Source organism: Parabacteroides sp. ZJ-118 (assembly GCF_011038785.1).
GTDB lineage: Bacteria > Bacteroidota > Bacteroidia > Bacteroidales > Tannerellaceae > Parabacteroides.
On sequence record NZ_JAAKDT010000050.1, the window covers coordinates 1 to 20,365 of the forward strand.

Sequence of the window (20,365 nt, forward strand, 5' to 3'; positions counted from 1 at the left end):
GACCCTCCGCCTTGTAGCGAATGTAAAAGTTTTCAAAATCTTCGTTGCTGTAATACATAATTTATCAAGATTAATGTTACAGCCGCGAATGTAGTCGGTTTTACTCAGGCTGTGCTTGGACGCTTACGAAGCGGGCATCCGAAGTCATCCCCAATGTCCAATCAGCCTCAGTCATCTACGATGGCGAGACGAATTTAAGCACTACTGCATTTTACCAAATACTTCGGATCAGCATAAAAGCCTCAGCTCTTTCTACGCTAATTGTGGCACCTCTATACTTCGCCAAAGCTTCCAAAGCCTCCAAAGAACGAGAACCGGGGAACCGCCTTAGTTGAGATTGATAACACTCCATCGCCCTCAATTTCATTTTCATTCCATCCTGACAACAAGGAATGAATACTGTGGGAATAAAAGCATCATTCGCATAAGGCGCAGCCCATTCAGTCTCAGATAACGTTTCATAGGTATAAACTCGCTTAACCGTATAATCTCCAACAGGACGACAAGCGACTAATACACTGTCAAAGACCATCCGATGATCTTTATGTATATCTCCCCTATGGGGCATAAACACTGTATCTATTTGATTCTCGGATATACATTTTGAAACTTCACGAGACATGATATAACCTGGATATTGATCTAATGCAGGAGCCGGGAAATCAAAGAAAAAAGTCTGTTTTACACCCAGTAAACGATGAGCCTCCAACGCCTCTGTCCTAACACGCTGAATACCTTTTTCGGGAAAAATATTTGGATCAGATTTACTGGCATTCGTCATAATCAGCACATACACGTTATGACCTTCTTGTATCATCTTGTAAATAGTTGCCCCACACCCCAATATCTCATCATCCGCATGAGGCGCGATAAACAAAACATTATTTCTCATCTTTCAACAACGCTAAATCTTGCTTTATCATTTCTATCTCATTCCGCAAGCGAAAAATCTCATATTGATCATAATAACCTAATCTAGAACCTATAATCAAATGCTCATCAACAGGTCTATCCAAATAATCGACCATGTCATATTTCACCAATTCAACATAGCCATCAACTGTTTGAACAACAGGATTATCATTATTGAAATTCACGACACGGCCAATAACACCTTTCGCATAGCCGGAAGCATAATAATTAGATTTCCATATCAGAACCTTATAATTACCATAAAAAGAGAAAGCCCCTGGATGAGGCGATGTACTAGCCTTTATCAAACGATCAATATCTCTCGCCGTGTCCGACCAATCTATACAACCATCCAAAGGAGCCCGCCTAGCATAGAAAGTAGCAGCCTCCCTGTCTTGAGGAACCCCTTTTAATCCAACGGAAGACAAAGAAGGGAGCCAACGATCCAAAGCCCGTACCATAGCCTCTTTCAGCTTCATGCCAATAGAAGCGACATCATCATCTTCCTCTATGGGAAAAGGCTCCTGCACAAAAATATCCCCTTCATCAGCCTTTGTATCTATTTTAAAAAAAGTAGCCGCACCTTCTCCCTTGTCTAATATCAGCCAAGCCATGGGAGCCCGGCCACGTCCTTTCGGCAACCTCGTTGGATGAAATCCCACGCAACCTAATCGAGGTAATCTTATCATATCCTCATCAACCAACTGAGAGACACCGACCACAAAAAGAATATCGACCGAAGCGTTCCTAATTTGCGACTTAATATCATCAGAATTTATTTTTATGAAAGGATGATAAGAAAGATGATTCTCTTCCGCAAACCTACGCATCGAGCAATAGCCACTTACATTTATAGTCGAGCACGGCTCATACCCCCAAACTCCAACAACATTAAATGAATGTTCTACCAACTTTTGCAATGTCAGTAAACTACTGCCAACACTACCTATTAACCCGACCCTCATTTCTTAATATATTTTTCTTCTCCAAACAAAACAATCGCTACAGTCTTAATAAGAATCCTCAAATCTAGCGGGAACGACACTCTATCAACATACTCACTATCCAAACGCAAACGCTTTTCCCATGGAAGATAAATATTGCCATTAACTTGCGCCCAACCTGTCATTCCAGGTCTAACACTGCACCGCTTATTTGCTAACTCTCCATACTTTTCATATAAACCGGGCAAAGCTGGGCGGGGTCCGACCAATGACATATCCCCGACAAACACATTCCATATTTGAGGTAACTCATCAATTTTGAAACGTCTTAGAAAACCACCCATTCTTGTAATATCAGGATCATCCAAGAAAGTTTGCTTAGCATTCGGATCTCTCCGTTTATTTGTCATTGTACGGAACTTATATACCCTAAAAAGATGTCCATTTTTACCTACTCTGTTCTGCAAATAAAAGATAGGGCCTCTCGAATCCAGCTTTATTAAAACAGCGACTACGATTAAAAGAGGGAATAAAAACAACAAGGTAGCGAATGAAATGAAAAAGTCAAAGAAACGCTTAATTACCAAGTACATAACAAAACACAAAAATTAAATACATAAACCACCAATAGAGCGTGTCCACTGTTTATCAATGGGACAACCATATAGGCTGGTTTTAATAAAATACAGATTTTACTTCCTTTAACTATCAGGCGACAGTCTGGGTTAGTTTTGATATGTCGGCATCCATGCCGCTTTCTTAACGACGGACCAAAGTCTCGTATAAAAAGTATCTTAGATCCATCCCCCAAGTATCTTAGGTGCGTTGGCAAAGTATCTTAGGTGCGTGGCGCAAGTCTCCTAACATATCTTTTTTTGCTCAGCCTTCGTCGCATTGGGGGTGTGTTGATGGACTGTAAGCACTAAAATGGTCATGGGCTAAAACCATAGAATCTCTCAACAGCCAGGTATTGTTCCCTATATGAATTCCACGAGGATTTATCGATTTATCAAGTTGAACCCTCAATGCTATACGACACCCTGCACCAATATCCATGTGGTACACTTTACAAAGATACCAAGGATATAATTGAGTATACATTCTCCAAAGCCACTTTCTCATATCCTAAAGCTCAATATCTTGTTTTGATAATATTTGCTTGCCTTCCGCATAGGAAGTAAAGCCCATGATGTCTTCCGGATCAAGCATGATGTCGAAAGTTTCCTCGGCAAGGGTCACGAGATTAAGTTGGTGAACCGAGTCCCACTGATCTACGGTCTCTTTACTGAAATCATCACAAAGAGCTGATGCATCAACACCAAACACCTCAATGAACACATTGTTGTATTTTTCCAAGTTTGTCATATTTATTTATTATTTAGTTTGCTGAAAAGAATTTTGCCGGTCTCGTTTTTAGGCAGCTCCTCAATAATGCGGACTTCAATCACGTTTGCCGGAAGATGCACTGCCTCCACTATGGCCGCCTTTGCTCTAACCGCCTTGCTAATGTCGGTGAGGTAGATAATGAGCCGATTGTCATTGCCGGTACAAGCACATTGGCAATTAACAGCCGTAGTGACTATTCGGTCACATTCATCAAGTCCTACGCGATTACCGAAAATTTTAAGGAATCTACTCATACGCCCTTTGATGTAGTAAAAACCATCCTCGTCACGGTAAGCAATGTCGCCGGTGGAGAGGAATCCGTTCCGTTCATCACCAAGTACCAAATCCTCCGGGCATCTAGCATAACCCATAGTTACATTTCTGCCTGCATAGCACATCTCGCCGGTCGCAGGCGACTCTTTAATTTCACGTCCTTCGGCATCACGCAGCGATAGCTTGCCGTTCGGAACAGCTATGCCGATACTCCCCATTTTTGAAAGTGCATATTCTTCAGGAAGCCACGCCATGCGAGCTGTACCCTCCGACTGACCATAGGTCGCCACCCAACGCTTTCCATTGTCGCAACAGTATTCCACGAATTTTAGATTCAGCTCTGCCGGCATCTTTCCGCCGCCCTGGGTGAGCAATGTGAGGTCGGGTAGATTCATGCGCGTGAAGCGCATCTTGTCGAGAATCTCATAACTGAACGGCACGCCGGTGAAGCTTGTGGCTTTCTCCTCCTTGATAAATTTCCAAAAGCGGGCGTCAGTCATGCTCAGGTCAGTAATCAGAATTGTGGCGCCGACTTTCAGATGGCTGAAAACCATCGATAACCCCATTGTGTAATGGAGAGGTAGCACCATCAACGGACGATCAGCTTCCGTCAATCGGAAGAAGGTGGAGATATTCAGCCCTGCAGCCTCGATGTTGTCATATTTATGACGCACAAGCTTCGGGCTTCCTGTAGAGCCAGAGGTGGGAAGGAGGTGGCTGAGTTCGCTGTGCATCTCACATTTATCCTCACCTGTGGCAGTTATCTTATATCCTAAAATGCCATCAGTGACATCCGACGGTTTACAGATATATTGCGGATGATACGTGTCGATAAGATTCTCCAGCAACTGCGGCTCAATATTGGCACTGAGTATCAATGGCACATTACCGGAAAGAATTGTCGCCATTACCCATGCGACTCCTCCGACATTATTCTTCGTCAAAATGAAGAATAGTGAACGTGGGCAAATATTGTGTTCAATATGATCGCTCAATTCGATAATCTCACCATAAGAAAGTTTTTTGCCGTAGGAATCAATGGCGGCGACCGCTTCAGGATTACGCAAACTGATGCCAAGTAATTTTTTATAATTACGCATTATGAATTGTGAATTATGAATGATCATATCGAGGCGCAACCGTCTACTCCAAGAATCTGACCCGAGATATAGGAGGCATTGTCGGAAGCAAGGAAACAGCAAGCATTAGCCACATCTTCGGGTGTTCCAAGCCTACCGAGCGCAATGCGTCCTATTCGGGCATCAATCTTGTCACCGGAAGCTTCATACAATTCCTCGAATCGTTCGGTTTTCACTATGCCCGGAGCTACCGCATTCACACGAATTCCCTGAGATGCCAGCTCCTTGGCGGCAGACTTGGTGAAAGATATGATCGCCCCCTTGGTTGCAGAATAAGCGGATTGCCCCGGTGAACCCAATACAGCCGTAACAGATGCGATATTCACAATAGACCCACCGCCATTACGAGCCATCAAACGAGATACCAACTGCACCATTTCTATGACCGCAATCACATTTACCCGGAACATCAGTTCAGTTTCCGGTCGAACAATCATGCCGATTTTCTTATTAAACACCACACCCGCATTGTTTACCAGTGCATCTATACGGCCTTGTTCTTTTTTTACTCGCATCATGGACTCTTTGGTTGCTTGCGCATCTGTTATGTCAAAGTATAGTGCATGAAATCTTTCATTCTCAAATTCCATCTCACACATGGAATCTGATAAACGATCACATCCATATACTATGGCACCATCTTCCAGCATTCTCAAAGCAATAGATTTACCTATACCTTGAGCCGCACCTGTTACGACACAAACTTTATCTTTCAGAAATTCATTCATCATTTTAATCTTCTTGCAGGTGAAGAAAACAATGTTGAACCTGACTCAACATCCATCGTCACAAACGAGCATGCCCCAATAATACAATCAGAACCTATATGCACATTGTGATTTATCATTGTTCCTGTATGGATCATATTCCGGTTTCCAATCGTAGTAGCTCCAACTATCATCACTTGTGAGTCGATACGATTCCAATCACCGATCTTCACGTCATGCCCAATTATCGAATAAGATTGAATAAAATTGTAATCCCCAATTTGAGCATCAGCAGCAACAGTCGTAAAAGCACCTATCATGTTTCCTTTACCCAATTTTACATTAGATCCAATCCTTGCCGTATTATGAATGAGCGAAATAAACGTTCCCCTCCGTTTTAATATGGAATTCATACATATCTTGCGGTATTCCCCTCCTATAGAACAAATGAAGGCTTCATCATCCTGTGGTTGATAATCTATGATACGCCCAAGTATTTGAGGATAATTATAAAAATTGTCTAGAGCATGAACATTATCATCAATAAAGCCTTTAATGATAAATTCTGTATTATATCCCACAGACTCACGAGCCATATCAAACATTGTTCGTCCCATACCACCCGCACCTATGACAATTAAATTTTTCATATTCTATTTTCAATTACATCTTGAAATACGTTAGTTAATTGAGCAGCTATTACATTTGGAGAAAATCGAGCGTGACTTTCCTCTGCGATTATCTTGTGATCATATCGATGACAATTCTCATACATATCTTTTATCGCAGAAGAAAGTGCCTCAACATCATCAACAGGGAAAAGCGAACCATTAGAAACATCCACACACTCCCTAATTCCTCCACATATAGAAGCAATTACAGGTAGTCCTACGCACAAAGCTTCTAAAACTGCCACTGAAAAATTCTCACTACGCGATGGCAACACAAAAACATCACTATTACATAATATAGTGCTAATCTCCTTTTTCCCTTTTCTTCCTAACAAATGAATATTATTCTTCAATCCTACCCGGTCTATCTGCCGCTCCAAATTTGCACGCTCCTTACCTTCGCCTATAATAACCAACTCCCATTTATCCAAAGGAAGTTTGATCCGATCAAAAGCAGAGATTAACAAGTCATATCCTTTACCATAAAGTAGGCTCCCCGTTGAGACAAAACGAACCTTATCATACGAACCACCATTAGAATAGCGTCCACAAAATTCCGTCCCTACCATATTATGAATCACGATACTATTTGTCTGAAAATGTTGAAGTAAACGTTGTCTTAAAGATTCTGAGACGGAAATAATCGCATCACATTTGGAATACGTTGATTGCCCTAACCAAACAACATAATCAGACAAAACATCCTTATTAAGCTGACTCCAATGCTCAATTGCGACCAAAGGTAAACTGTACTTTTTCTTCAAAGTAAGCGCAACATAAGAGTTTGTCAAATAATGAGAATAAAGCACATCCGGTAGGCCATGTTCCCGAATCACTCGATTAAACAACCTCTTAAGCTGCATTCTTTTAATTGAAAAATCACCTCTTTTTCCCAATAATATACGGGTGATAATCCCAGGTATCCAAAAACAATCATAATAATCAATGTCATTCAAACGATAATGAGAAATACCTGGTTTCCTCCAATAGAACCGGAAACGGCTATCCACACTAATCACGACAACCTTATGTCCGATTGCCACAAGAGCTTCCGCTTGATCCTTTTCAAAACAACCCCATTGAGGATCACGTTTTGAAGGGACACCTCGAGATATCAATGCAATAAACATAAACTTATTTGTTTTCTATAATACATTCTCGTAAGACATCCAAATATCCATGACCATATTTTAAATCAGGCTCTACATAATTACCTTCAGCCCATTCGTTCCACGACATTAAAAAAGCTATCTGATGCTCCTTCTTCTTCCTTGATAATAAGTCTAAAACTTTATATAATTGCTGACTAAACACCTTTGGCGTACTGCCTGTATAAATCCTTGCTTTTGCTCCACTGCGAGCAGTTCTATCCCAATTAGGCAACAAAGTTGGAAATACATTCTCCCAACAATCTTCCTCTGTATAAAGATATTTATTAATCATCTTTTGGTCACATTTAGAAATTGGAGCATACTTAAAGAAACGCATACAGATACCACGCCAAATCACATCGTTTAAAGATCTAGAATAATAATCAGCCCTATTATAGCCACGGGAATTAACAGCATCATAACCAGCATTTAAAATAGTCTTATAATAAGTAGCTGCTTTGTTTGGTGCATTTTTTAATAGAATATTTAATATATTTCGTTCCTGTGGAAGCATATTATGTGCGATACCAACAAAATAAACACCTTTAAACCCATTCTTGATAGCAAGAGATTGCCAAAGTTCAATAAAACGATTTGGATAAGGAATCTCAAGAGGTCTAAAAACCAAAAACAGAGGCTTCCCATCTACAGTAATATAACGTTTATCTTTAAAAGCCGGAAGAACATCATAGAAATGTTTAATATATTCTTCTTCATTATAGACCATCTCCATTAAAACAGACTCTTTCACCTTACGAGTCCCAACATCCCAGGATTTGTTAGTCCAACTATGATTAGCCCACCCCAAACAAAAAGGGAAGTCCGGTTTCCCACTTGCTAAAACCTCATTGAAAGGACGCTCTAACAATTGCTTCCCATTGCCAAACCAATAATGCCAATAACAGAATCCCTCGATTCCTGCTTCACGAGCCATCTCCGCCTGAGCCTCACGTACCTCCGGCATCCGAAGATCATAATATCCCAGATCAGCAGGCACACGTGGCTGATAATGCCCTTTAAACAAGGGCTTAGCTTTTCCTACATTCGTCCATTCTGTGAATCCCTTACCCCACCACTTATCATTTTCCGGTATAGGATGAAATTGAGGAAGATAAAAGGCTATAACACGAGCTTTTCGATTTTCTTGTCTCATAAAATCTATTACTGAAAAACAAAATATTTTATTGATATTAGTTCTATGCCGAAAGAAGACACCTATTAATTACAAAAAAACGTTCTCATTCTTTTAATACATATATAGGAGATACTAACAAAAACAAATACAAATAAATAAAAATAAATGGTCGTTGATAAATCAAAGAAAAAAACACAATAGATATAATCAAGAATTTTTTAGACACAGAATGGTTCCTCCAGATAAGATAAAGAAATGAGAACATATAAATAGCAAACATGATAAAACCATAATCCACTATTAGATGTTTATAAGAAGCACCACCCAAATCTACTATGTTTGCCATACCTTTTCCACATCCTATCCAAAAATCCGTCGTGAACAAAAAATCCCTATACCAACTATCAAAGAGAGCTGTTGTACGATTATCGCCTGAAAAATCTCCGCCTGAAAAATCCAAACGAGCGAGAAGGAACTCATTGACTAACTCATCATTCTGCAAATAGAAAAATAAACCTATCAGAAGAAAGGAAGCTACTATTTTATATCTTAGTCTCGCATAAAACAGAAAATACAAGAATTGGAGCAGATAGAAATATAAGGAAAAACTAAAAATTCCACTTATCAACAAAACTATATTCTTCCAATTACGCATATCCCATCGGTTCGTAACGAGCATAACCCCGGCAATAGTACCTACTACACCTGGTTCATCATAACAACCACAAAAACGGAAATGAGAGAAATAGCTCTCATCCGGAATCACACAAAACGGGTAGGCTAGATAATTATATGTTTTTACTTTATTCAAAGGTTCTATTACAGAATAAGGCAAATCAAATTGCATCCATATCACTAAAAAATAGACAGCCAATGAAATCGTTATCGTATATACAAAAAAATCTTGGTATAGAGTATAAATCTTCTGTACATCTCTCTTCTTCAAGAAGAAGACAAAAAATGGCAAAAAAGAGAATAATCTACCCAATAGATTAAGATCTAATACATATAAAGAAGCATATAAATAGAAAAGAAAAAACAACAAGCAAGAAGTAAAACTCTTTTCTTCAACCTTCATACCGGATAGAATCAAAGCCGATATTGCACATATTAACTGCCCATACTTACCAACTTCTAATCCCCAAAAGAAGTATAACTCTGAAGATAAAATTATCCCAAAAAGGAATATATATTGAGCGTATTTACGCATTTGCAAAACCTTTTATCTTATCAACTTACCCCATTTCTTTCACCACTTTAGCTGGAACACCAGCCACAACACAATAAGGGGGTACATCTTTTGTGACTACTGAATTAGCGGCCACAATAACGCCTTTCCCAATATGAACTCCAGGCATTATTGAAGATTTTTCACCTATCCAAACATTATCATCAATAACAACAGGACCTTTACTATACAAAGGTCTGAAATTAGGTGCCGTATTTAACAATTCTCTCACAGACTCACCGTGAGAATTATCCGTAATCAAAATATTCTTACCCAAGCGAACATTATTCCCGAATTTTATAGAATTAATAGCAGTAATATGAGAACCTTCTCCTATCGAACAATTATTACCAATTGTTATTTCCGGATGAAATAATTGCCCCTTATAAGTATCATAAGCTGTCAATGTAACTCTTGGACGGATTACAGATCTTTCTCCTATCGAAATATAATTAGCTCCTTTCAATTCTGACAAGAAAGGCATTATATAAGAATTACTTCCAAACGAATTAAATTCACGACAAACCCACCCAGTGTATAATAAACGCCCTAAAAAACGATTTAGTAAAAAAACATAAGAATAAGGACACATATAAGACATTAGACAGCCTATACGCAATAAAACTGAGCGAACAAAACTTTTAATCATCTTTATCTCTATTGGTGGTTTACTAGTTTTCGGACAACTTGTGGTTTGGAGACTACAGACATCCTGCTAAAACTTGGATTCTTTGTCTTCTCTGATGTTTCCATTTTACTACGATTTTGATCGGTTTCTAATCACCATCTTATTCCAAAACAATTTGTATGAAAAAGGAGAAAAAAAATACAGCAAAACGGAAAATTTGTAAATCAATTTAAACGATTTATTATAACACAATGATTGTCTAAAGTATCTTATTAAAATATGCAACGCCATGAAAGGAAAACCATATAGTAACATTTTCTTTATATGGATATTCTTAATGTATCTATAAGCATCATTAAACACACGTATATCCATTCCTAACTCAGTTCTACACAAAGAGTTTTTTCTTATTTGATAGCCATAAAGTTCTTCATCTATAAAAAAGATTTTATTGCCACTTTCTAATATTCTATAAGTAAAAGGATATTCATCAGCAAAAGGAAATCTTTCATCAAGGCCTCCTACTTCTTCATAAAGAGATTTCCGAATGAACAAACCAGGACCAGGGACAAATAATCTATATTGTATCTCCTTAAACTGTGTTTCATAATCCGCATTTATAAAAGGATAATAAAATTGCTCATATTTAGACCTCTGGTCATCTACATATCGCTTGTCATCACCAAAAAAATACAACTTTGCAAAACAAACATTACACTGAGGATGATTTACAATATATTTAACATAACTTTCTATTGAATTTGGAAGAAGAATATCATCACCAGCCACAAATTTTATCCAATCTCCTTTGGCGCATTTTGCTCCACGATTTACATTAATGGAAACTCCTGTGTTTACAGCAGATTCTTTCAAAACAGCCCTAATAAACTTTTTACCATTTATTAACATCCAGTTTTTCACCAAGGAACAAGTATCATCTGTTGAGCAATCATCGCTAACTATCAACTCTATATTTAAATAACTTTGATTTTTTACACTTTCAAGAGTATCAATAATATATTTTGCCGAATTATACGTCATAACAATCACAGACACCAGCGGACTAAAGCTATTCATCTTAACGTATTTTATTATTTACTTATAAAAATTATTTTCCTAAAAACAACTATCATACAAATCAAATACACCACATAATTCAGCAAGTACGCCTGATTGATTCCTACCACACCATTCATTCGCATGAACAAGAATCCCAACGCCACAAAGCTCAAAGCAAACAAGACTTCTGTTGATACAAATGCTTTTGTCATAGATTTAGCGACCATCAAGAAGGAGAACAGCCAACTACATATCTTAAAAAAATCTCCGGTCAATTGCCAAAAGAACAGATTCTCCATCGGCAAGAACTCCGGCGTGAAAAGGATACGGATCACGACCGTACGCAGCAGGTAAACCAAAGTAAAAGCGACCAACAACATCGGAACGATCACTTTGTAAGCCTTCACTATTTCCCGCTTGATCTCAACAGGATCCTTCAATTCCGAAAGGCGCGGTAAATAATAAACAGAAAACGAACTTGTAATCACCATCAGATACATGTGAGAGATCCGGTTCATGCCTTCCCACCAACCTGCTTCTATGGGTGATATCTCTGAAATCACATACCCCCTCAACAACATTTGGGACACCGGTAGCGTTGCCGCCGTAGTAAGCGTCATCAAAGTATAGTGCATATATTTCCTCGACAAGGCACCGTTTATCTTCCGCTTAAAATTGCCCCATGTAAACCAAGGTAATTCCCGCATCATCCAAAGCGTAATAAAGAACATAACGCTTTGATAGGTCACGGCACTGATCAAAGCGCCGGGCAATCTTAAAACAAAAACGAATGACAACGTGAAAATCAAGCCTACTACACTATTGGCGATATTAATCTTTACATACCTCTTAAATTCCTTAAACCCGTTAAGAATCGAGATTAACATTAGGTTTAAAGCATACAGCAGGATTGTAAAACCAAATATGATAAAAACATAATTATAATCCGGTGATAATAAGATGACCTTGCTTAGATAAGAGTTGAAGAGAACCAGAAAAACACCAACAAGTAATGAACAAACGGACGTGATCCGCAACGCCGTCGATAAGCAGTCCTTGATTCTCTCCTCATTCTCTTTGTATTCAGCCACGTATTTGGTGATACCGTTATTGATACCTCCACTGGCTAATGACATCGCTATCGTAGCGAAATTATTCAATTGTCCTACCAATGCCACCCCGGAAGGGCCAATTATCGAAGCTACCACTTTAACGCTAATCAGCCCCGTAAGCATCTTTACCACGGTAGACATGGCCGTAAAGGAAAAGACCTTTACGATGTCCGCCCTCAATGTCCGCTGGCTGAAAGAGAGAATTTTATGAACTATTCCCATTTATTCAACACATTTACCACATAAGCCGCCTCCTCTATTGTCAATACAGGACTTATGGGCAAACTCAATTCTTGCGAGGCTATTCGTTCTGTTATCGGGAATGACAGCTCATTCCATTGCTTATAACATTCCTGCTTATGAGGAGGAATCGGATAATGTATAACCGTACCTACCCCATTCCGGGTTAAATAAGCTTGGAGTTCATCCCGTCTTTCGCAAAATACCGGAAAAAGATGAAATACATTTTGCTCTTCAGGAAGCGTATTCGGAAGATAGATATGCGGATTGTTTATATGATCTATATAATATTTCCCGATCATCTTTCTGTGAGCGTTGTCTTCCTCTAAGTATTTTAGCTTCACGTCCAGCACGGCCGCTTGGATTTCATCCAAACGGCTATTACGCCCCATATATTTAAACACGTATTTCTTTTGGCTTCCATAATTAGCCAACGCCCGGATGGCTACCGCCAGTTCCTCATCATTCGTCGTCACCGCACCGCCATCACCTAACGCTCCTAAATTCTTACCCGGATAAAAGCTATGACCTGCAGCGTCTCCCAATGAGCCAGTCTTCCGTCCCTTAAACATGCAACCATGTGCCTGCGCATTGTCTTCCACCAACTTCAAATTGTATTTCTTGCATAACGCTCCGATTTTCTCCGTATAAGCGATACGTCCATACAAATGGACAATGACTATAGCCTTGGTTCTTGGCGTAATGACCTCTTCTATCAAGTCTTCATCAATCTCAAGCGTATTGAGTTTCGGTTCTACCAAAATCGGCTTCAAGCCATTTTCTGTTATTGCCAAAATCGTAGCTATATAGGTATTAGCCGGCACGATCACCTCATCACCCGGTCGCATCACCCCCATCTCCACATAGGCGCGAAAAATCCAGATCAAGGCATCAAGGCCATTGGCGCAACCTATCGTGTACTTACAACCGATAAACTCTGAATAACGCTTCTCGAATTGATCATTCTCCTCGCCCTGTAAGTACCAGCCGCTATCTATCACACGGCTAACGGCATCATGGATCTCCCCACTGTATTTCTGAGTGACCTTTTGTAAATCTAAAAACTTTATCATCTTATTCAATTCTTAAGATACAACCACCATAGCTCAATCCCACTCCGAAACCAGTAATCATAACCTGATTAGCGGAAGTAATGAGTTCTTTCTCTAAAGCGTCTTTTAAACCGATCATTACCGTAGAAGAAACAGTATTGCCAGTCTCTTCCATATTGATGTAGAATTTATCTTTAGAAATGGCGCAAACCTTGCGGATTGTATTTAACATAAACTTATTGGCTTGGTGGAAAACGTAATAGTCTATTTCATCTTTCCGCACCTGATTCTTTTCCAAAATCTGTTGTATCAATGTAGGAACGACCTCGAGTGTAAAGTTGAATATAGCTCCCCCGTTCATGTACAGATAATCATCATATCTTGCATGGCCTTCTTCATCAATTTCGCTTACGCCTGTTTGTTCCTTATGACGAGATCCACCTGTCTTAACAATTAGATCCTCAGCCCCACTGCCATCAGTTCCCAAAACGAACTCGCCAATTTCAGCTAATCCCTCTGTAGAGACTAAACAAGCGGCAGCCCCATCACCGAAAATGGAACGATTGCTCTTATCCGTTGGGTGAAGGTACTTGTTATAGGTCTCCGAGGTCAATATCAATACATTTTTGGCAATGTTGCCCATAATGAGTCCTTTCGCTACGGCAAGCCCATAAATACATCCCGAACAGCCTAAGTTATAATCAAATGCACCGCTGGTAGAGGAAATACCTAAACGATGCTGTAAGACGCAAGAGGTAGAAGGCAAAAAGTAATCAGGACTTTGGGTACATAGTAGCAAGAAATCAATCTCTTTCGGATCGATATTATATTCCTGAAATAATGACCTTGCCGCTTTCTCGGCCATATCGCCGGCCGTTTCTTCTTTCGCTGCAAGATGACGGCTATACACCCCTACCTTGGCAGCCACTTTTTCCACACTCCACTCCGGAAACTCTCGAACCAGATCATCATTGGTCACAACCCGCTCCGGCAAATAATAGGAAATGCCTTTTATATATGCCTTCATTCAAAATATGGTTATAAGTTACTCGCCCCCCCCCGTGATATCAACACAAGTTCCGGTCATCCAAGAAGAAACGTTCGACAAGAGATAGACAGTTAAATAGGCTACATCATCGGGAGTACCATAGCGTTTCAACGGATAATTAAGTTGTGCTTGTTCTAATTCCTCTTTGGAAATCCCCCCTTGCAAGATTAAATCAGTCCAAACCATGGCCGGACAAATACAATTCACCCGTATCAATCGTGGAGCTAACTCCAAAGCCAAACATTTGGCATAAGAGATAATCGCTCCTTTGGAGGCACTATATACCGCATTGCCAATACTGGGAGAAGAGGCAGCCCTAGAGGCTACAAAAACTATAGAAGCCGATTTCTTGATCTTTTTTTGAGACAGTAAAGTAGACTGAAGTAGAACCGGAGCCCCAAAATTAACTTCCATCACTTCTTCCACATCCACCCGGTCAATCTGTTTGCAGACTTTACGATGGCCTATGCCCGCACAATGGACTACGCCATCTAACATCGGCAGTTGATTGACTATTGAAACCCGATGCTCATCAATAGTCAGGTCACCCGCAATAATCCGGTGGTTACGATCAGAAAGCAGCGAGAGGGTTTCTTGCAGCCGTTTTTCATTACGCCCTTGCAGATATACTTCTGCCCCCATCTTCGCACAACAAATTGCTATGGCACGACCTATGCCGGAGGAAGCTCCTGTGACCAAGACCTTCTTGCCTAAAAGAGAAAACGGGCTAAATTCCTCAGTCATTTTACTTAGAAGCAATCAAAGAATACAACTCCTCAACAGTGTCACAAGAACGAATTTCTTTCCCGGTCACCGCTTTATTGTATTGTGTCTTTACAAAAGCGATCACAGACATGGCAACTAATGATGACCACTCTTCCAACTCTTGGAAACAAGTATCTGATTGGATTTCAGAAGCATCCGTTTCATCAAACTGCTCAGCAAAATTTTTAATAAAATCTTGTAATTCCATGTTATATTGTCAAATTTAGTAATTCAATGATTGAGTTTCTACGTACAAAGTAATCTTCTTTGAACAAAGAGTATAAGTAATCCAAGTCGGTTTCCCCAACTTTTTCCGCTCCCATCATTTTGTGGATCTTCTGTACTTGTTTATTGCCTTTACGAACATCGAATTTGTCATAATCCAACCCCAATATCTCAAACATAACATCTCGCATGATCAGCAAAGAAGATACAGAGCATTCAGCCTCAGTACCGGGTTTGCAAACCCAGCTGCCACCTGTAGCGCATGTTTCGTTTATATCATAGATACGGTTGGCGGCAAAGGGAATATTTTCAAAGCTATAGATAAAATAGTAATCCAAACCTTCCACTTCACGTTTCTTGTAATCCCTCATCCACTTGCGTTGTTTTTCTAGATCATTGTCTGTCGGATGGATAAAACGGGAGAGTTTTTCATTCGTACGAAGAGATAAAAGAAACTCCGAATCGTCTTCATTTGCCAACCGTACGTCTATGCCATAACGATAAAAAGTGAAATCTTTATTCAATTTCATGTTTATATGTGATAAAATCGTTATAATCCCGGATGTAATCATCCTCATCATACCCCTGCGAGGCCAAGACCAAGCACACGGAACCCGAAGAAAAATCATCCAACGTACGCCATATGCCCGGAACGATATAAAGTCCTTGATAAGGACGGTTCAAATGGAAAGTACGTTTCACATTCCCGTCATCCAATGTAACCGTAAAACTACCGCTTGCAGCAATAATCAACTGGCTGAGCTCCTTATGCGCATGACCACCACGACTCTCGCCACCAGGAACATCATACAGATAGTAAGTACGACGCACGTCAAATGGAACAGTCTTTAGATTCTCTACCACCGTCAAGTTTCCCTTACGGTCGCTATGATGTTTATCAAGCTCGATCATCGTACAATCATAAACACTGGATGTCCGCATGGATATATTTTTTAAATTCTTGATAATCGTGTATATAATCATCCACATTATATGGAGTGGACGCTAGTACCAAAGCCAATGAGTTTGTTGAGAAATTGACCATTTCCCTCCAAGCCCCTTTCGGCACATAAAGTCCGTAATAGGATCGATTCAATAGGAATGTCTGTTGATGTATTCCATCATCAATATGAACCTCGAAACTACCCGACAATGCGATGATAAACTCCTCATTCTTTTTATAGGCATGACCTCCACGCACTTCTCCTCCCGGCACATCGTATATCCAATAGCTACGTACGATTTTGAATGGTACATGCCGGAATTCCTCCACAAAGGAAAGATTACCTCGCTTATCTAAGAACTTGGGTAGCTCTATTATTATCGGCTTGTTATCCATATATTTTCTCACCTATCGTTGTACATGGAATCATAATACCTCTCATACTCCCCACTCGTTATGTTGTCCATCCATTCCTGATTCTCCAAATACCATCTCACAGTCTTTTCAATACCCTCTTCAAATTGGTATAAAGGTTCCCACCCCAGTTCTTTCTGCAGCTTGGTGGAATCGATGGCATACCGGGCATCATGTCCCAAACGATCGCTTACATAAGTGATGAGATCCATGTCCTCTCCTTCCCTACGTCCCAACAAACGGTCTACGGTACGAATGACCACCTTGATGAGGTCGATGTTCTTCCACTCGTTGAAGCCCCCTATGTTATAGGTATCCGCGACCTTACCCTGATGAAATATCAAATCAATGGCACGAGCATGATCCTCCACGAACAACCAATCACGCACATTCTCGCCTTTGCCGTAAACCGGAAGGGGTTTACGATGGCGAATATTGTTAACGAATAAGGGGATCAGCTTCTCCGGAAACTGATACGGACCATAATTGTTGCTACAATTAGTCACGATAGTCGGCATCCCGTAGGTATCATGGAACGCACGAACAAAATGGTCACTGCTCGCCTTACTCGCGGAGTATGGGCTATGTGGGTCATACTTGGTATCCTCATAAAAGAAATCCTTTCCGTAAGCATGGTGATGTCCACCCGAGGAAGCGGTAGTGGTAAACGGCGGTTCTATTCCCTCCGGGTGACTCATGGTTAACGCACCATAGACCTCATCCGTCGAGATATGATAAAACATCTTGCCCGCATATTTTTCGGGTAGTAATTCCCAATATAATTTGGCTGCTTGTAACAAGGAAAGGGTTCCCATCACATTCGTTCGAGCGAAAGTGAACGGATCCTTGATACTCCGATCCACATGGCTTTCCGCAGCCAAATGGATAATACCATCAATTCGTTCCTCTTGCATCAGTTTATAAAACGCCTCAAAATCGCAAATATCCATCTTCACGAACTTGTAATTGGGCTTATCCTCGATATCCCTCAAGTTTTCCAAGTTGCCAGCATACGTCAACTTATCCAAATTGATCATATTGTACTCGGGATATTTGTTTACAAACAGACGTACAACATGAGAGCCGATGAAGCCAGCTCCACCGGTGATTACTATATTCCGTTTTGACATGATTCTGTTTATTTATTTTTTTAGCGAAACTTTCAAAGGTAAGCAGTCACTCTAGACCCGTTAAGGAGCTAAAGAGGCTGTTTTTTATTAAGTTTCAAGAATTATGTTGGATTTAAACATCAGATTACAGGGTCAGGGGTTGCCATTTGTGTGGCTGAGCAACTCCCCGGATGGGTAGAAATGATTTCCCTTACCGGGGAAACCACCTTTCCCTGATAAGGGAAGAGACTATTCCCCGATCAGGGAAGAGTGACTTCCCGATTGTAATCCTGCATGACCTTCTCAAAATATTCTTTGCTTTCCATTTCTGTTGATTTTTAAAACGGAAACAAAAGTAGAAGTTTGCATTCTGCCTGCCATACGCCCTATGGGTGGTTTACAAAAGAATGTAAACCACCACTACAGCGTACTCTTGTCAACCAACAAGTTACGTCCATGATAAAGTAAAAAACTTTTTGATTTCATGTTTTGCCCTGTCAGGCAGCTTTCTCCTGTCCCTGTTTTGGACGGGGAACGTATTTATTGGGAAGGAAAGACGCATCCGCTTTCTCACCCTTCATCAACCGGGTGAGTATATCCTCGATGTACTCTCCGAAATTTACAGCGTTGAGCTTGCAGCTTTCAAGCAACGAATACATGAAAGCCATGTTTTCGGCCGCGAAGTGGCTGCCGGTATGCAACCAGTTGCGCCTGCCGATGGCGATGTACCGGAACATACGCTCTATGGCGTTGTTGTGCATCTCGATGCGATCGTCCGGGTCAAGCTCGCCATTGAGGAAACGGGAGGCGTCACTGTTATGGTTAAACTGCCGGTGACGTATCAAGTCAATGACGCTCTTGTAATCCACGTTGCTTACCCTTGGAAGACTGTTCGAACCGGTCCGCACGCTCATTGGCCTCCTTGACAGATTGCAGCACAGATTCGTACAGGGATTTCCAATGTTCGATCTCAGCCTTGTACTCTTCGCGGGTTTCATCCTCGATGGACCTGTTCTCCTCCGTAAGGAAGTCGACATGGGCCCTCAAACGTGCGTTCTCGTTCGTGAGCCTGACGTTTTCCATCACCAAATGGCGGAATTGTATGTCCCTGTTATCTTCCTTTTTCATAGTATAAAGATACCGAAATTCCGCGAATCAGGTAACTCCAAAGAGTTAATAAAAGTTATCAATTATCCGATTCACAAATATTTATACCATAATTGGATTTCAGGTCTTCTTTCAATGCGGCAACCTGTTTCCTTAACTCGGAAGCTTCCTTCTCCTTGCGCTCACACTCCAACGCGAGACTGTCCGCATAGGCATTCACTTGGGCTGTATAACGCTCAATCGCGGCAACAAGGGTTTTCAACCGTTCAATCTCTGATCGTGCATCCATATCAAATGATTAGTTTATGTTGTACTCTATGAGCCAAGCATAGTCAACCCCTTCACCCTTGCAGTACTTTCTCAGGCTGCGACCGGTACGGTGCTGATTGTAGTCTTGCATCACTTTCTCAAAGTATTCTTTCGTCTCCATATGAATTGTGTTTTGATTCGCAGAGGCGAAAGTAGAGAGAATCAAGGAACCTGCCTTACGCTACAACGGTGGTTTACCCGTCACGCGATTAGGCTTTGGTTTCGTATAAAAAGTATCTTAGGTCCATTCCCCAAGTATCTTAGGTACGTTGGTAAAGTATCTTAGGTGCGTGGCGCAAGTCTCCTAACCTACTTTTTTGCTCAGCCTTCGTCGCGTTGGGGGCGTGTTGGTAAGCATGACCTTCTCAAAAGATAGCCCACCACCCTCACAACTTTTCTATAGAGTCTCTGGTAAGACCCGTGCAAGCCACAATCGTATCAATGGGCAGTCCCTGCTTCAGCATATTACGGGCTATCTCCTTGTTACGCTTTTCTCGGCCCTCCGCACGGCCCTCCGCACGGCCTTCCGCACGGCCTTCCTCAAGACCTTCCGCACGACCTTCCGCACGACCTTCCGCACGACCTTCCGCACGGCCCTCCGCACGACCTTCCGCCCAGCCTTCGTCTCTACTCGTATCCAACACACTCCGTTGATAACGGAGATTCTCCATATGACGGATATAATCATTCCGATCCGCCACGTCCAAAGAGTCCACCCGAAGGCATTCCCGAGCCTCCGCCAAGCCGGGAGCCGTAGCGCCCGACGGGATCTCGCCCGTCTTCAAGAAACCGATCCACTCATCCAATG

General features: G+C 41.0%; 26 protein-coding genes. 1 reads left to right on the plus strand and 25 read right to left on the minus strand.

Features of this window, described 5'->3' with window-relative positions; genetic code table 11:
- Positions 1–211: 211 nt before the first annotated feature.
- From G7Y39_RS11770 to G7Y39_RS13810, 25 genes are all read right to left on the minus strand, one after another.
- Positions 212–892: a PIG-L deacetylase family protein gene (locus G7Y39_RS11770; protein ID WP_165157651.1), complete on the minus strand. Its 681-nt coding sequence runs from the start codon at positions 890–892 to the stop codon at positions 212–214.
- Positions 882–1,877 (minus strand): formyltransferase family protein, encoded by a 996-nt coding sequence (locus G7Y39_RS11775; protein WP_165157652.1) that lies wholly within the window; start codon positions 1,875–1,877, stop codon positions 882–884. Before G7Y39_RS11775 ends, G7Y39_RS11770 begins: the two co-directional genes overlap by 11 nt.
- Positions 1,874–2,449: a sugar transferase gene (locus G7Y39_RS11780; protein ID WP_165157653.1), complete on the minus strand. Its 576-nt coding sequence runs from the start codon at positions 2,447–2,449 to the stop codon at positions 1,874–1,876. The genes G7Y39_RS11775 and G7Y39_RS11780 overlap by 4 nt, the downstream gene beginning before the upstream one ends.
- A gap of 532 nt (positions 2,450–2,981) precedes the next feature.
- Entirely contained in the window at positions 2,982–3,221 is a 240-nt protein-coding gene (locus G7Y39_RS11785; RefSeq protein WP_165157654.1) for an acyl carrier protein, read from the minus strand.
- A 2-nt stretch (positions 3,222–3,223) separates the two neighbouring features.
- Entirely contained in the window at positions 3,224–4,615 is a 1,392-nt protein-coding gene (locus G7Y39_RS11790) for an AMP-binding protein (protein WP_165157655.1), read from the minus strand.
- 23 nt (positions 4,616–4,638) lie between these two features.
- The gene (locus tag G7Y39_RS11795) at positions 4,639–5,382 is read right to left on the minus strand and encodes an SDR family NAD(P)-dependent oxidoreductase (protein WP_165157675.1); all 744 of its coding nucleotides are present in this window, start codon (positions 5,380–5,382) and stop codon (positions 4,639–4,641) included.
- Complete coding sequence (locus G7Y39_RS11800) at positions 5,382–6,011, minus strand: acetyltransferase (protein ID WP_165157656.1); 630 nt, start codon at positions 6,009–6,011, stop codon at positions 5,382–5,384. Before G7Y39_RS11800 ends, G7Y39_RS11795 begins: the two co-directional genes overlap by 1 nt.
- Positions 6,008–7,162: a glycosyltransferase family 4 protein gene (locus G7Y39_RS11805; protein WP_165157657.1), complete on the minus strand. Its 1,155-nt coding sequence runs from the start codon at positions 7,160–7,162 to the stop codon at positions 6,008–6,010. The genes G7Y39_RS11800 and G7Y39_RS11805 overlap by 4 nt, the downstream gene beginning before the upstream one ends.
- 4 nt (positions 7,163–7,166) lie before the next feature.
- Positions 7,167–8,336, minus strand: coding sequence for a glycoside hydrolase family 99-like domain-containing protein (locus G7Y39_RS11810; protein ID WP_165157658.1), 1,170 nt, complete (start codon positions 8,334–8,336; stop codon positions 7,167–7,169).
- Positions 8,337–8,421: 85 nt separating this feature from the next.
- Positions 8,422–9,528 carry a hypothetical protein gene (locus G7Y39_RS11815; protein ID WP_165157659.1) on the minus strand — a complete coding sequence of 369 codons (1,107 nt, stop codon included), beginning with the start codon at positions 9,526–9,528 and terminating at the stop codon, positions 8,422–8,424.
- A 25-nt stretch (positions 9,529–9,553) separates the two neighbouring features.
- Entirely contained in the window at positions 9,554–10,195 is a 642-nt protein-coding gene (locus tag G7Y39_RS11820) for a DapH/DapD/GlmU-related protein (protein ID WP_165157660.1), read from the minus strand.
- A 108-nt stretch (positions 10,196–10,303) separates the two neighbouring features.
- The gene (locus G7Y39_RS11825; protein WP_165157661.1) at positions 10,304–11,251 is read right to left on the minus strand and encodes a glycosyltransferase; all 948 of its coding nucleotides are present in this window, start codon (positions 11,249–11,251) and stop codon (positions 10,304–10,306) included.
- A 14-nt stretch (positions 11,252–11,265) separates the two neighbouring features.
- Complete coding sequence (locus tag G7Y39_RS11830) at positions 11,266–12,567, minus strand: O-antigen translocase (protein ID WP_165157662.1); 1,302 nt, start codon at positions 12,565–12,567, stop codon at positions 11,266–11,268.
- Positions 12,558–13,658 carry a DegT/DnrJ/EryC1/StrS aminotransferase family protein gene (locus G7Y39_RS11835; RefSeq protein ID WP_165157663.1) on the minus strand — a complete coding sequence of 367 codons (1,101 nt, stop codon included), beginning with the start codon at positions 13,656–13,658 and terminating at the stop codon, positions 12,558–12,560. The genes G7Y39_RS11830 and G7Y39_RS11835 overlap by 10 nt, the downstream gene beginning before the upstream one ends.
- Before the next feature lies 1 nt (position 13,659).
- A complete protein-coding gene (locus tag G7Y39_RS11840) occupies positions 13,660–14,664 on the minus strand; it encodes a 3-oxoacyl-ACP synthase III family protein (RefSeq protein ID WP_165157664.1) in 1,005 nt (334 codons plus the stop codon).
- A gap of 18 nt (positions 14,665–14,682) precedes the next feature.
- Positions 14,683–15,429 carry an SDR family NAD(P)-dependent oxidoreductase gene (locus tag G7Y39_RS11845; protein WP_165157665.1) on the minus strand — a complete coding sequence of 249 codons (747 nt, stop codon included), beginning with the start codon at positions 15,427–15,429 and terminating at the stop codon, positions 14,683–14,685.
- Between the two features lies 1 nt (position 15,430).
- Complete coding sequence (locus G7Y39_RS11850; protein ID WP_165157666.1) at positions 15,431–15,658, minus strand: acyl carrier protein; 228 nt, start codon at positions 15,656–15,658, stop codon at positions 15,431–15,433.
- A 1-nt stretch (position 15,659) separates the two neighbouring features.
- On the minus strand, positions 15,660–16,205 hold the full coding sequence (locus G7Y39_RS11855) for a hypothetical protein (protein WP_165157667.1): 546 nt from the start codon (positions 16,203–16,205) through the stop codon (positions 15,660–15,662).
- Complete coding sequence (locus G7Y39_RS11860; protein ID WP_165157668.1) at positions 16,192–16,617, minus strand: FdtA/QdtA family cupin domain-containing protein; 426 nt, start codon at positions 16,615–16,617, stop codon at positions 16,192–16,194. The genes G7Y39_RS11855 and G7Y39_RS11860 overlap by 14 nt, the downstream gene beginning before the upstream one ends.
- Positions 16,595–17,014, minus strand: a complete 420-nt coding sequence (locus tag G7Y39_RS11865) for an FdtA/QdtA family cupin domain-containing protein (RefSeq protein WP_165157669.1) — start codon at positions 17,012–17,014, stop codon at positions 16,595–16,597. The genes G7Y39_RS11860 and G7Y39_RS11865 overlap by 23 nt, the downstream gene beginning before the upstream one ends.
- Before the next feature lie 8 nt (positions 17,015–17,022).
- Positions 17,023–18,162, minus strand: a complete 1,140-nt coding sequence (locus G7Y39_RS11870) for a dTDP-glucose 4,6-dehydratase (RefSeq protein WP_165157670.1) — start codon at positions 18,160–18,162, stop codon at positions 17,023–17,025.
- A gap of 476 nt (positions 18,163–18,638) precedes the next feature.
- The gene (locus G7Y39_RS11875; protein WP_165157671.1) at positions 18,639–19,010 is read right to left on the minus strand and encodes a transposase; all 372 of its coding nucleotides are present in this window, start codon (positions 19,008–19,010) and stop codon (positions 18,639–18,641) included.
- Positions 18,988–19,269: a hypothetical protein gene (locus G7Y39_RS11880; RefSeq protein ID WP_165157672.1), complete on the minus strand. Its 282-nt coding sequence runs from the start codon at positions 19,267–19,269 to the stop codon at positions 18,988–18,990. The genes G7Y39_RS11875 and G7Y39_RS11880 overlap by 23 nt, the downstream gene beginning before the upstream one ends.
- 58 nt (positions 19,270–19,327) lie before the next feature.
- On the minus strand, positions 19,328–19,537 hold the full coding sequence (locus G7Y39_RS11885) for a hypothetical protein (RefSeq protein WP_165157673.1): 210 nt from the start codon (positions 19,535–19,537) through the stop codon (positions 19,328–19,330).
- 9 nt (positions 19,538–19,546) lie between these two features.
- Complete coding sequence (locus G7Y39_RS13810; protein WP_255453021.1) at positions 19,547–19,678, minus strand: hypothetical protein; 132 nt, start codon at positions 19,676–19,678, stop codon at positions 19,547–19,549.
- A gap of 320 nt (positions 19,679–19,998) precedes the next feature.
- Between G7Y39_RS13810 and G7Y39_RS13930 the strand changes: the two genes are divergently transcribed.
- Positions 19,999–20,211 carry a PT domain-containing protein gene (locus tag G7Y39_RS13930; RefSeq protein ID WP_165157674.1) on the plus strand — a complete coding sequence of 71 codons (213 nt, stop codon included), beginning with the start codon at positions 19,999–20,001 and terminating at the stop codon, positions 20,209–20,211.
- The last annotated feature ends 154 nt before the right edge of the window (positions 20,212–20,365 follow it).